This is a genomic window from Sorangium sp. So ce385 (assembly GCF_051474135.1).
In the GTDB taxonomy this organism is placed as follows: Bacteria; Myxococcota_A; Polyangia; order Polyangiales; family Polyangiaceae; genus Sorangium; species Sorangium cellulosum_D.
The window spans coordinates 2,850,968-2,863,347 of the sequence record NZ_CP150337.1; the positions used below are offsets into that span (position 1 = coordinate 2,850,968).

General features: G+C 72.6%; 11 protein-coding genes. 10 read left to right on the forward strand and 1 reads right to left on the reverse strand.

Annotated elements, in window-relative coordinates:
- Positions 1-11: 11 nt before the first annotated feature.
- Positions 12-434: a hypothetical protein gene (locus tag WME83_RS10615; RefSeq protein WP_437319159.1), complete on the reverse strand. Its 423-nt coding sequence runs from the start codon at positions 432-434 to the stop codon at positions 12-14.
- A gap of 161 nt (positions 435-595) precedes the next feature.
- On the opposite strand from WME83_RS10615, the gene WME83_RS10620 reads away from it, so the two are divergent.
- From WME83_RS10620 to WME83_RS10665, 10 genes are all read left to right on the forward strand, one after another.
- Positions 596-1,360, forward strand: a complete 765-nt coding sequence (locus WME83_RS10620; RefSeq protein ID WP_437319160.1) for an SDR family oxidoreductase — start codon at positions 596-598, stop codon at positions 1,358-1,360.
- 374 nt (positions 1,361-1,734) lie between these two features.
- Positions 1,735-1,947, forward strand: coding sequence for a (2Fe-2S)-binding protein (locus WME83_RS10625; RefSeq protein ID WP_437319161.1), 213 nt, complete (start codon positions 1,735-1,737; stop codon positions 1,945-1,947).
- A gap of 187 nt (positions 1,948-2,134) precedes the next feature.
- Complete coding sequence (gene bfr, locus WME83_RS10630) at positions 2,135-2,605, forward strand: bacterioferritin (RefSeq protein WP_437319162.1); 471 nt, start codon at positions 2,135-2,137, stop codon at positions 2,603-2,605.
- Positions 2,606-2,815: 210 nt separating this feature from the next.
- Entirely contained in the window at positions 2,816-4,171 is a 1,356-nt protein-coding gene (locus WME83_RS10635) for a sigma-54-dependent transcriptional regulator (RefSeq protein ID WP_437319163.1), read from the forward strand.
- A 410-nt stretch (positions 4,172-4,581) separates the two neighbouring features.
- Positions 4,582-4,989, forward strand: a complete 408-nt coding sequence (locus WME83_RS10640) for a response regulator (RefSeq protein WP_437319164.1) — start codon at positions 4,582-4,584, stop codon at positions 4,987-4,989.
- Between the two features lie 9 nt (positions 4,990-4,998).
- Positions 4,999-6,123 carry a tRNA preQ1(34) S-adenosylmethionine ribosyltransferase-isomerase QueA gene (queA, locus tag WME83_RS10645; RefSeq protein WP_437319165.1) on the forward strand — a complete coding sequence of 375 codons (1,125 nt, stop codon included), beginning with the start codon at positions 4,999-5,001 and terminating at the stop codon, positions 6,121-6,123.
- Positions 6,120-7,241, forward strand: a complete 1,122-nt coding sequence (gene tgt / locus WME83_RS10650) for a tRNA guanosine(34) transglycosylase Tgt (protein ID WP_437319166.1) — start codon at positions 6,120-6,122, stop codon at positions 7,239-7,241. Before queA ends, tgt begins: the two co-directional genes overlap by 4 nt.
- Positions 7,242-7,626: 385 nt before the next feature.
- Complete coding sequence (locus WME83_RS10655) at positions 7,627-9,312, forward strand: response regulator (protein ID WP_437319167.1); 1,686 nt, start codon at positions 7,627-7,629, stop codon at positions 9,310-9,312.
- Positions 9,313-9,384: 72 nt separating this feature from the next.
- Complete coding sequence (locus WME83_RS10660) at positions 9,385-11,526, forward strand: GYF domain-containing protein (protein ID WP_437319168.1); 2,142 nt, start codon at positions 9,385-9,387, stop codon at positions 11,524-11,526.
- Positions 11,527-11,605: 79 nt separating this feature from the next.
- Positions 11,606-12,010: a cobalamin B12-binding domain-containing protein gene (locus WME83_RS10665; protein WP_044987939.1), complete on the forward strand. Its 405-nt coding sequence runs from the start codon at positions 11,606-11,608 to the stop codon at positions 12,008-12,010.
- The last annotated feature ends 370 nt before the right edge of the window (positions 12,011-12,380 follow it).

Consider the following 12,380-nt stretch of genomic DNA (forward strand, 5'->3'; position numbering starts at 1 on the left):
ACGGATGGCCGTTATCGCTGCCGGCTCTGGACCGAGCGGAGGTAGGGGGCGCGCTCCTCGTCGGTGACCGCCTCGTTGCTGATCACGCGGTGGTCGCGCGGCATGAAGTGAACGAGGCGGACCATCATGTGGTCCTTCGCGATGGTCAGCTTCCCCTTGCGGCGGAGCTCCGCGGCCTCCTGGAAGGTCTGCACCTTGGGATCGTAGGCGATCATGTGCAGGTCCCTTCCGAACGGCTCGGGCAGGTCTTCGATCTCGACGATCTTGTAGATGCGGATCCCTCCGCTCTTCTCGGTGGCCGCGACCACGGCGCCGACGACCAGATCCTTGCCGGTCGGATCGGAGGTTTCGGGCACGGGGGGCGCGCGGTCACAGGCCGGCGCGAGGGTCAGGATGCCGGCGCACACGGCGGCGGCGAGCGCGATCGACCTCATGGGCGCTGAATAACATCGATGCGACCCGGCGCAAGCGGCTACCGCGCTCGGCGCGGAGGGAGCGCGGCGCGCCGCGACGTCGTCCGCCGCCGGGGGGCGGCGCTGTGGTAGACGCGCCTTCGAGACAGTGGCCGGGAGCGATCCCTCGGAGGAATGCGATCATGCGACTCGAGGACACGAAGTTTGTCGTCACAGGCGCCGCCCAGGGGCTGGGTCGCCACTATGCGCTGCGGCTCGCGGAGTTCGGGGGCCAGGTCGCCGCGGGCGACGTGAACGAGGAGGGGCTCGCGTCGCTGGTCGAGGCGAGCCAGGGTCTCCCCGGGAAGATCCACGCGCGGCCCTTCAACGTGGCGGTGGAGGCGGAGGTCGAGGCGTTCGTCCGGTTCGCGCATGGGGCCATGGGCGGCCTGAACGGCCTCGTGAACAACGCCGGCATCCTGCGGGACGGCCTCCTGGTCAAGAAGGACCGCCAGACCGGCGCCGTCGTCAAGCTGAGCGCGGCGCAGTGGCAGGCGGTCATCGACGTCAACCTGACGGGCGCCACGCTGATGGTCCGCGAGGTCGTCGCGAAGATGGTCGAGACCGAGCAGAAGGGCGTCATCGTCAACATCAGCTCGATCGCGCGCCACGGCAACCGCGGCCAGTCGAACTACACCGCCGCGAAGAGCGCGCTCGCGGCGAACACGAAGACCTGGGCGATCGAGTTCGCGCCGTTCGGCATCCGCGTGGGCGCGGTCGCGCCCGGCATGATCGAGACGCCGATGACGCAGGGCATGCACCAGAAGGCGCGCGACGCCCTGGTCGCCATGATCCCGGTCGGCCGCATCGGCGTGCCCGAAGACATCTGGCAGGCCGTGCGCTTCGTGATCGAGTGCGAGTACTTCAACGGCCGCTGCATCGACGTCGACGGCGGTCTCACGATGTGACCCCGGCGCGGCGGCCCCGGGGATCCCACCGCGTCCCCGCGGCGTCCCCCGCGCCCCGCGCGTCCTCACCGCGTCCCCGCGCGTCCTCACCGCGTCCCCGCGCGTCCTCACCGCGCCCCATCGCTTCGCGCCTCGCCTCCTGAACACCCAAGGTGCTGCCCGGCGGCACCCGTCGTCGGCCTGCCCCCCGTCCGGCGGCCCCACGTCTCGCTCCGCCGGCGCTGCAGTCGGGGGCCGGGGGGCGCCCGAACCTCGAGAGGCCGAGCCACGAGCCGGCTCGGCGATCCGCCCACGAAACATTCGCGCTTGACGCGTCGATATTGAAAGCTATGTTCAATATCAACCTACCCGTTTAACGTAGCCGGGGGTTCTGCATGTACGTGTGCCTCTGCATGGGCGTCTGTGATCGAGAGATTCGCGAAGCGGTGAACGAGGGGGCCTGCTCCCTGGCCGAGGTGATGGAGTGCACGGGGGCCGGCACGCGGTGCGGCTCCTGCCAGCCGACGATCGCCAAGCTCGTCGGCGCAGGCGAGCCCGTCTCCGCCCCGCGCCGCCTGACGATGGCGCCGGTCTCCAGCGCAGCCTGATTCTCTGGATCGCCGCTGCGCTCCGGGGTCTCCCTGGCTCTGGCGGAGATCGGCGACCTTTTCTTAGAAATTTCTTGCGCACTTCCGTGGACCTTGCGCATTTGACCTGGGCGCTGGCGCTCCCGCCGGCGCCTCCTCGCCGTGGCAGGCGGGGCGAGCACGAGAGGCACGAGCGCGAGAGGGTCCGATGAAGGGTGCGAAAGATGTCGTCGACGCGTTGAACGAGGTGCTCGCGGCGGAGCTCGTCGCGATCAACCAGTACTTCCTGCACGCGAAGATGTGCGCGCACTGGGGCTTCGTCACGCTCGCCGCGCGCGGCCGCGCCGAGTCGATCGACGAGATGAAGCACGCGGACGCGATCATCGATCGCATCCTCTTCCTGGAAGGGCTGCCCAACCTGCAGCGCCTGGACACCCTTCACATCGGGCAGACCGTGCCGGAGCAGCTCAAGAGCGACCTCGAGCTCGAGTACCACGCGGTCAAGCGGCTCAACACGGCGATCGCCCTCTGCCGCGACAAGGGGGATCGCACCTCCGAGGAGCTCCTGGCCAACATCCTCGAGTCCGAGGAGGACCACATCGACTGGCTCGAGACGCAAATCGGCCTGATCGAGAAGCTTGGCGAGACCGCCTACCTGTCCCAGCAGATCCGCGAGTAGGGTAGGGTGGGGCTCGGCCCCCCGCACCGACGGCGCACCCCGCGCGCCTTCTGGCGGCGGGGGCCGCGCTTGACGTACGATACTCTGGACGCATGTCCAAGGCGCCGCGGACGACCGCGCCCGCGCGGTTACGCGCCGGCTCGGTGCGTCGGCCGTGATCGTCGCGCCGCGCCCGTCCCTCGAGGAGGATGAGCGCGGCGGGGGAAATCCATGTCGAAGATTCTTGTCGTCGATGACCAGCGGAACATGCGGACCACGCTCGCGATGATGCTGCGTGGCGCCGGGTACGAGGTCGATGAAGCGGGCGACGGCAGCCAGGGCGCCGACCTGGGCGCCAAGGGTGCGTACGACGTCGTGCTCACCGACCTGCGGATGGGCGGCTTCGACGGCATCGGCGTCCTGCGCGCGGTGAAGGAGTCGAACGCGAACACCGAGGTCATCGTGATGACCGCGTACGGCACCATCGAGAGCGCGGTCGAGGCGATGCGGCTCGGCGCGTTCGACTACATCCAGAAGCCGTTCTCGGAGCAGGAGCTCCTCGTGAAGGTGGAGCGCGCGATCCAGAACCGGAAGCTCACCGGCGAGGTGCAGCTGCTCGCCAGCGAGTTCAAGGAGCGCTACCGGTTCGAGAACATCGTGGGCCGCTCGCAGGCGGTCCGCGAGGTGCTGGGCCGGATCGTGAAGGTCGCGCCGACCGACGCGACGGTGCTCATCACCGGCGAGAGCGGCACCGGCAAGGAGCTGGTCGCCAAGGCCATCCACGCCAACAGCAAGCGCGCCGATCGCCCCTTCGTGCCGGTGAACTGCGCCGCCATCAGCGAGACGCTCCTCGAGAGCGAGCTGTTCGGCCACGCGCGCGGCTCGTTCACCGGCGCGATCTCGGCGAGGAAGGGGCTGTTCGAGGAGGCCGACGGGGGCACGTTCTTCTTCGACGAGATCGCCGAGACCCCGCTCACCTTCCAGGCGAAGCTGCTCCGCGCGATCCAGGAGAACGAGATCCGCCGGGTCGGCGAGAACAAGCCCATCCACGTCGACGTGCGCATCATCGCCGCGACGAACCAGGAGCTCCTGACCGCGGTGGCGGAGAAGCGGTTCCGCCAGGATCTCTACTACCGGCTGAACGTCGCGCGCTTCGTGCTCCCGCCGCTGCGCGCGCGGCGCGAGGACATCCCGATCCTCTGGGAGTTCTTCCTGGAGAAGTACAACCGGAAGATGGCCTGTCGCGCGCGCGCCGCGGACGGCGTCATCGAGGCGCTGACGCAGTACGACTTCCCCGGCAACATCCGCGAGCTCGAGAACATGGTGGAGCAGGCGGTGGCCCTCTCGGGCGGCGGCGTCATCAGCGTCGACGACGTGCTGCCCGCCGCGGTGCAGCCGAAGCGGGCGCCCGAGGGCGGCAGCCGGCTGCTCGCCGACGTGGTCGACGGCGCCGAGCGCCAGGCGATCGAGGCCGCGCTGCGGGAGTGCGACGGCAGCCGGGAGCGCGCCGCCGAGGTGCTCGGGATCAGCGCGACCACCCTCTGGCGCAAGATGACCCGCCTGACGATCACGTATCCCCCGGGCTGAGCTGCCCCTCCGCGGCCGCTCTGCCGTTCCTGACGACCAGGCTCGGCAGGACGTTCCCTCGGGGTACAGCAGGTCTCCGCAGACCCGACTGAGCAGGCCAGTGCTCACCCGGCTGAGCAACCTTCTGCCCACCGGGCTCAGCCGGCGTGTGCCTGCCCGCGGTTCGACCGGCACGTACGGCCAGGCTGAGCAACAGACCTGACTCGGCAGCAAATCAGGGCAGCTAGACCACGTTGGCTTGCATCTTTGCAATGGTGCAGGGTCGGGATTTGCCTTAGTGCAATGAGGCAGCTGATGTAGACTGTGCGCATCTGTTTCACTTCGGCGTCGGCAACCGCTACACGGTGATTCGGCAGCTTGGCCCGGCAATTGCAAAAACGTGAGCCAAGAACTGATAGGCGTAGTCATGGTTGGCGGCGCTCGCCGCAGGAGGACGCTTAATGGCCCGCATGCTGATCGTGGACGGTGAGAATTCCCAGCGTCGCGCTCTTTCAGCAGGGCTAAGCGTCGAGGGGTTCGAGGTCGTCTTCGCCGCCTCGTTCCAGGATGCGCTGCGCATCCTCGGCGCCTCCCCGGTCGACGTGGCGATGATCGACCTGATGATGCCGGACCTGAACGGCCTCGAGCTCGCCCGTCACATCCGGCATGCCTTCCCGAGGGTGCGGGTCGTGCTCTCCAGCCCGTATCACCTCTCCGCGCGCCAGGTCGAGCGCGCCGACTGCGGCGCCGTGGCGTTCGTCCCGAAGCCTTACAAGGTGGGCGAGATCTGTCGCTTCCTGCGCGCCAAGACGAACGTGCTCACGCCCGCGTCGTGCTAGTAGCGCGGCGTGCGCTGCGAGCTGCTCGACTACGAACTCCCTGAAGCGCTCATCGCGTCGCGCCCCCCCGAGGAGCGCGACGGCGCCAGGCTCCTCCTGGTCGACCGCCGCCGCGAGCCCGGCGAGGTCGAGCACGCCGCGATCCGCGATCTCGACCGGCACATCGAGCGCGGCGCGCTCGTCGTCGTCAACGACACGAAGGTCGTACCCGCCCGGCTGTTCGGCAAGAAGCGCGGCACCGGAGGGCAGGTCGAGCTCTTCCTGCTGCACCGGCTGGACGAGGCGCCCGACGGCGGGGAGGGGACCGCCGGCCACCCGCGCGAGGGCGCGACGCGCCCCGAGCGCTGGCGAGCGATGGGCCGCGCGTCCAAGCCGATCCGGCCGGGCGCGGTGCTCGATATCGAGCGCGACGGGGCGCTGGTCGCGGAGGTGCTCGAGCGCGCGGACGACGGCGTGCTCACGGTGCGGCTCTCGTCGCCGGCAGGGCTGTCCGTCGAGGCCGCGATCGACGCGTACGGGCACGTCCCGCTCCCGCCCTACCTCGGCCGCGGCGACGACGCGTCGGATCGCGAGCGGTACCAGACCATCTTCGCCCGCGTCCCGGGCGCGGTCGCCGCGCCCACGGCGGGCCTCCACCTCTCGCCCGCGCTCGTCGAGCGGCTCCGCGCGAACGGGGTCGAGATCGCGAGCGTCACGCTGCACGTCGGCCTCGGCACGTTCCAGCCGGTCACGGTCGACGACCTCGACCAGCACCCGATGCACGCCGAGGTCTACTCGATCCCCGAGGCGACCGCCGGCGCGGTCGCGGCCGCGCGCGAGCGCGGCGCGCCGGTGGTCGCGATCGGCACCACCGTGGTGCGCGCGCTGGAGAGCGCGGCCGACCCGGCGCGCGAGGGCCTCGTGCGGGCGCAGTCCGGGGAGACGCGCCTCCTGATCCAGCCCGGCTACCGGTTCCGCGTCGTCGACGGCCTGCTGACGAACTTTCACCTGCCGCGCTCGACGCTGCTCGCGCTGGTGTTCGCCTTCGCCGGCCGCGAGCGCGCGCTCCTCGCGTACCGCGCGGCGATCGAGGCGCGCTACCGCTTCTATTCTTATGGAGACGCCATGCTGATCCGCGGCGCGAGCGCGCCATGAGCCGGACGCCCGGCTTCGCCTTCTCCGAGCTCGCGCGGGACGGTCATGCCCGCACGGGCGTGCTCTCCACGCCGCACGGCGACGTGCCGACCCCGACGTTCATGCCGGTCGGCACCCAGGGCAGCGTGAAGACGTTGACCCCCGCCGAGGTGGCCGCGACCGGCGCGAGGATCGTCCTCGGCAACACGTACCACCTGTGGCTCCGCCCCGGGCCCGAGCTCGTCGCGCAGCTCGGCGGGCTGCACGCGTTCACGCGCTGGCCGCACGCGATGCTCACGGACTCCGGCGGCTTCCAGGCCTTCTCGCTCGCCGAGCGGCGCACCCTCGTGGAGGACGGCTTCGTGTTCCGCTCGCACCTCGACGGCGCCCGCAAGGCGCTCACGCCCGAGGTCGCGATGGAGGTGCAGGGGCTGCTCGGGGCCGACATCGCGATGCAGCTCGACGTGTGCCCGCCCGGCGGCGCGCCGCTCGCGGAGGTCGAGGAGGCGTGCCGCCTGACGACGCGCTGGGGGAAGCGCTGCCTCGCCGCCAAGCGCCCCACCCAGGCGCTCTTCGGCATCGTTCAGGGCGGCACCTCGGTCGCCCTGCGCACGGCGCACGCGGACGAGCTCGGGGCCCTGCCGTTCGATGGGCTCGCCCTGGGCGGCTTCTCCGTGGGCGAGCCGATCCCGCTGATGCACGAGGTCGTCGCGCAGATCGCGCCGAACCTCGATCCGTCGCGACCCCGCTACCTCATGGGCGTGGGGACGCCGCTCGATCTCGTTCACGCGATCGGCGCCGGGGTCGACATGTTCGATTGCGTGCTCCCCACCCGGAACGCCCGCAACGGGCAGGCGCTCACGCAGCACGGCAAGATCGTCATCAAGCAGGCGCGCTACAAGGAAGACCGATCGCCGCTCGACCCGACCTGCGCGTGCCCGACCTGCGCCGGGGGCTACAGCCGCGCGTACCTCCGGCATCTCTACATGGCGGGCGAGATCCTGGTGCTGCGCCTCCTGACCGAGCACAACCTCCACCTGTATGGCCGCCTGATGCGCGAGGCGCGCGCGGCCATCGCCGAGGGGCGGTACGCGGCGTTCGCCCGCGCGTGGCTCGGCGCGCGCGATGCCACCGAGTAACCGAGCAACCGAGCAGCCGCGCAGCCGCGCAGCCCCATGGCCGAGCGACCGCGCGATCGAAGGCCGCCTACATCGTCTCCATGGTCTCTGGAGGCGCTCCTGGAGCGGCCGCGGCGGATCGCGCGGAGGGCGCAACGTCCGCGCTGCCCGGGAGGGTTCCGAGTTACGATGGGCGGATGGTGAGCCCTCGCCTCCGGCACGGCGTCGCGCGCCCGCACTTGCGCGCGCGGGGCTACGGCTCGGCCGCGCTCGATCCGCCCGTAGGCCCGAGGCGCCGGCGCACGAGCCCCAGCCAGCCGCACCCGCCGAACGGCCGCCCTCGCGCGCGGACCGCGTGCTTGCCCGCGCTTTCCTCGTCCATTAGCCTTCGAACTCGGCCCGCGGAATGACGCAAGACGCCAACAAGAAGCCGCTCGGACGCATCCTCCTCCAGCAAAGGGCGGTCACCCAGCCCCAGCTCGAACAAGCGCTCCTCGAGGCGCGCGCGAAGGGGGTCCCCCTCGCCACGAACCTCATCGAGAGCGGCACCGTCTCCGAGGTCGCCGCGCTGAAGGCCCTCTCCGAGCAGAGCGGCGTTCCTGGCATCGACCTCAACCAGGTCTGCATCAAGCTCAGCGACCTCTCGATCCTGCCGCGCGAGATCGCCGCCAAGCACAAGCTCCTGCCCGTGCTCGTCCGCGAGGATCGCATCCTCGTGGCCATGGCCGCGCCCGCCGACAAGAAGGTGATCGACGAGCTCGAGTTCGTGACGGGCAAGCGCGTCTTCCCGTACATCGCGCTCGCGGGCCCCCTCGTGCGGACCATCGCGGCCGCCTACGACATGAAGGAGCAGGGCGAGCCGTTCTTCGTCGGCGCCAAGTGCCCGCCCGAGGTGCTGAAGCGGGCCGGGCTCGGCGCCGCGACCGCGTCTTCCGCGCCGGAGGCGCCGCCCGCGCCCGCGCCCGCTCCTGCGCAGCCTCCGCCCCGCCGGCCTGCGTCCGCCGTGCCGCCGTCGACGGTCGCACAGGCCCCTGCCGCTCCTGCGCCCGCGCCCGCGCCCGCGCCCAGCGCCGCCCCGCCGGCGAAGCCCGCGCCGGAGCGCCCGCGCGACGACGCCGAGATCTCGTTCGCCGATCTGACCGACGACCCGAGCCCGCCCGCTGCCCCGTCGCCGGCCCGCATCTCCTCGGCGGGGCCCCCGCTCGTCGTCGACGACGCCATGCGGAGGGCGGCGGCCGCCGACGAGCTGACGGACACCGATTTCGGCACCGCCGACCGCGATCTGTCCGTGGTCGAGTCGCTCCCGGGCGCAGGCAAGGCGCCGCAGGGCGATCAGACCACGATCCTCGTGGTCGACGACGAGCCGGAGATCCGGAAGCTGCTCCGCCGCATCTTCGAGGAGCGCGGGTACCGCGTCGAGGAGGCCGACCGCGGGCTCCTCGCGCTGCGCATGGTCAAGGAGAATCCGCCCGACGTGATGATCCTCGACGCCATGCTGCCCGAGGTGCACGGCTTCGACATCGCCCGCCGCATGAAGGGCACCCAGCGCTACGGCCACATCCCGATCATCATGATCTCGGCCGTCTACCGCGGGTGGCGGTTCGCGGAGGACCTGAAGTCGAGCTACGGCGTGGAGGCGTACATCGAGAAGCCCTTCCGCGTGGCCGACGTCGTCGCCGCCGTGGAGAACGCGCTCCAGGCGCGCTCGATCCGCGGCGATCAGGACCGGATTTCGGCCGAGGCAGAGCGCCTCCTCGCCGCGGGGATCGCGGCGTACCGCGCGGGCGATTTCGACAAGGCCGTGCGGCACCTGCGCGAGGGCACGGCCATCGATCCGCTCGCGTACCGGCTGCACTTCCACCTCGGCCTGCTCTACGGCAAGCAGGGGCAGCTCTACGACGCCATCCAGGAGCTGGAGACGGCGCTGCACATCAACGGCAAGCACTTCCCGGCCCTGAAGAACCTCGCGGTGCTCTACCAGAAGGCCGGGTTCCGCAACAAAGCCATCGAGACGTGGGAGCGCGCGCTGGGCGTCGCGCCCGATGACCCGACGCGGCAATCCATCAAGGAGCACCTGCTCGGGTTGCTCTAGCCGTCTAGCCCATGTCGCCCGCGGCCAAGCTGTCGTAGACTGCGCCGATTCCACCGGCAGGCGCGTCCCTGGATGAAATTCATCTGCGATAACTGCAAGGCCAAGTACCAGATCGGCGACGAGAAGGTCGCCGGCAAGATGGTGCGGATGCAGTGCCGGCGATGCGGGCACCTCATTCAGGTGAGCGCGAGCGTCACCGAGAGCTCCGTGGCGCGGGCTCTCCCGGTCGAGCCGCCGCGCGCGACGGCCGACGACGCGCAGCTCGCCCCCCCGAGCGACGAGGCTCCGCCCGCCGGGCTCGGCGCGACGGTGGCCGACGCCGGCGCCGCGAGCGCGCCGAGGCCGCCGCCGGCGTCGTCGCGGGGCCAGGGCGCTGCGCCGGCGCCGCCCCGGCCGGCGTCGCAGGCCCTCCCGCGCCCGGGGGGCGCGCCTCGACCTCCGGCGCCGCGCGCTGCGCCCGGGCCGGCGTCGGGCCCGCTCCCTGCGCCGGGGGCACCGACGCCCGGGACGCCCGCGCCCGCCGTGCCGCGGGCCGCCCAGCCCGCGCCCGCCGCGCCGCGGGCCGCCCAGCCCGCACCCGCCGCGCCGCGGGCCGCCCAGCCCGCGCCTGCCGGTCCGGCCGCGCCCGCCGCGCGGGCGGCGGAGCCTGCGCCGGCCGCAGCGGCCGCCAGCGCGTTCACGCGATCGATGTCCAACGACCGGCCGCTCGGGAAGGCGCCGGCCGTGCGCGCCACGGCGAGCGAGGACTGGTACGTCGGGGTCGGCGGGGTCCCGCTCGGCCCGGTGCGGCTCGCCGTCATCCGCGAGAAGGCGCTCGCCGGCGCGGTGGACGGCGACTCCCTCGTCTGGCGCGAGGGCTTCGACGAGTGGCTGCCCCTCAAGAACTTCCCGGAGCTGCTCGAGATCGTCACGCAGGCCCAGACGACCCGCGTGTCCGCGCCCGCGCGCCGCACCAGCAGCACGGGCTTCGCCGCCGTTCAGCCGCAGGTCCCTCCCTCGGCGAAGGCGCCCTCGTCGTCGAGGGTCCCCCCGCTCGCTGCGGCCGCGCCCGCGCGCTCGGCGGCGCTCGAGCCGGAGGCCCCCGGCCTGAGCGAGCGGTCCCCCGCGGTCGCTGGCGCGGTCGCCGCCTTCACCGCGGCGGGGACGCCGGCCGCGAGCGCGCCGGCGACCTCCGCCGCGAGCGCGCCGGCCGCGTGGCCCGACGCCTCGAGCGGCGCCGCGCGGCCCCACGCCGCGGGCGCCGCGCCGGTCGAGGTGCTGGCCGATCCGTTCGCGGCCGGGCCGGCGGCCGCCGCCGTGTCCGCGCCGAGGTCCGACCTGGCGCCGCCCGCCTCGGCCGACGTCGCTCGCGCCGCGGGCGGCCTGGCCCTGGGCGGTTCGCCGTCCGCGACGGCGCCAGCGGGCGGCGTGGCCAGGGGCGGCTCGCCGCCCCTGACGGCGGCGCCGGCCGGCGCGCTCTCCTCCGCGGAGCCCGCGCCCCTCGTCGCCACGCCCGGCAGCCTGGTGGAAACGGTCGCGCCGAGGCGGCGCTCGGGCATGAGCCCGCTCGCCTACGCCTTCATCGCCATGGCGGCGGCGTTCGGCGGCGTCTCTGCCTACGTCCTGCTGTCGCCCAAGCCGCAGACCACCGTGCAGGTCGTGACCGCGCCGCCGAGCAACCCGGTCGATCTCCCCACGGCCGCCCCGCCGCCGCCGCCCAGCGTCGAGCCGGAGGCGCCGCCCCCCGCCGAGGCGCCTCCTGCCAGGCCGGAGCCCGCCTCGCCCGGCAAGCCGGGCGCCGTGGCGAGCCAGCGGCCTGCGTCGGAGAAGCCGGTCGCCTCCGCGACCGGGGCGCAGCTCGACCGGTCTGGGTTCGGCGCCGGGGTCCCCGGCCCGACGTCGGGGCCGGGCAGCCAGGGCGCCGGCTCCAGCCTGACCCCCCTCTCCCAGGGGGAGATCTCCGGCGTCGTCGAGGCGAACCGGCCGAGCGTCCGGCGCCACTGCTGGCAGCCCGCCCTCGACGCGCGCGACCGCAACGCGTCCACCACCGCCCGCGTCTCGGCCTCCGTGGTCATCGGCGCCTCGGGCGCCGTCCAGTCCGTCTCGGCCGGCGGCTCGGAGAAGGACTACCCCGGTCTGGCGAGCTGCATCGCCTCGCGGATCAAGTCCTGGCGGTTTCCGCCCTCCTCGGGCTCCACGCCCGTGACCATTCCGTTCGTCTTCGCGGCCCAGTGAGCGCTCGCGGGGAGGGGAGGCCGCTCCGCCGGGGCGCAGCGCTTTACGCATGCCCGGGCAGGCGGTAATCGACGCGATCATGGCAGAGCGCAAAGTCCGAATCCTCGTGGCCAAGCCCGGCCTGGACGGCCACGACCGCGGCGCGAAGGTGGTCGCCCGGGCACTCCGCGACGCGGGCTTCGAGGTGGTCTACACGGGCCTGCACCAGACCCCCGACATGATCGCGTCCGCCGCCGTGCAGGAGGACGTCGACGCCGTGGGGCTGTCGATCATGTCCGGAGCGCACAACACCCTCTTCCCCGCCGTCATCGAGGCCCTCCGCAAGCACGGCGCCGAGGACATCGTGGTGTTCGGTGGGGGCATCATCCCGGACGAGGACATCGCGCGCCTCCAGGACGCCGGCGTGAAGGGCGTCTTCACCCCCGGGACCACCCTGAAGAGCATCGTGGAGTGGGTCCAGACCCACGTGACCCCCCACAGCTGACCGCCGCGGCGGCGCGGCTCCCCACTCTCCCCCACCGCGCGCGCCCACGCTCCCCCACCGCGCGCGCCCACGCTCCCCCACCGCGCGCGCCCACGCTCCCCCACCGAACGCTTCCCCACCGGCAGGCGGCTCGCTGAGCCCGTCCGGTCGCCGTCCATGGTCCCGCCTGCCGGCCCGCGAAATCGGGCGTCCAGGGCGGCGATCCGCCTCGCTTCCTTTCCGCCTTGCCAGCGTCCGCCAGAAGCGGTCGCGCTCACCTTCCAGGGGCTCCCCACTTCCTCCCACGGACCTGGATGCGCCACCAGATCGCGAGAAAACGCGCGGTTTTGTGAAAGAACACCTTGTGGATAAATACCCTACATAGGTGCCG

Coding starts and splice junctions, on each gene's coding strand:
- WME83_RS10615 (WP_437319159.1), bottom strand. CDS start 434: ATGAGGTCGATCGCGCTCGCCGCCGCCGTGTGCGCCGGCATCCTGACC.
- WME83_RS10620 (WP_437319160.1), top strand. CDS start 596: ATGCGACTCGAGGACACGAAGTTTGTCGTCACAGGCGCCGCCCAGGGG.
- WME83_RS10625 (WP_437319161.1), top strand. CDS start 1,735: ATGTACGTGTGCCTCTGCATGGGCGTCTGTGATCGAGAGATTCGCGAA.
- bfr (WP_437319162.1), top strand. CDS start 2,135: ATGAAGGGTGCGAAAGATGTCGTCGACGCGTTGAACGAGGTGCTCGCG.
- WME83_RS10635 (WP_437319163.1), top strand. CDS start 2,816: ATGTCGAAGATTCTTGTCGTCGATGACCAGCGGAACATGCGGACCACG.
- tgt (WP_437319166.1), top strand. CDS start 6,120: ATGAGCCGGACGCCCGGCTTCGCCTTCTCCGAGCTCGCGCGGGACGGT.
- WME83_RS10655 (WP_437319167.1), top strand. CDS start 7,627: ATGACGCAAGACGCCAACAAGAAGCCGCTCGGACGCATCCTCCTCCAG.
- WME83_RS10660 (WP_437319168.1), top strand. CDS start 9,385: ATGAAATTCATCTGCGATAACTGCAAGGCCAAGTACCAGATCGGCGAC.
- WME83_RS10665 (WP_044987939.1), top strand. CDS start 11,606: ATGGCAGAGCGCAAAGTCCGAATCCTCGTGGCCAAGCCCGGCCTGGAC.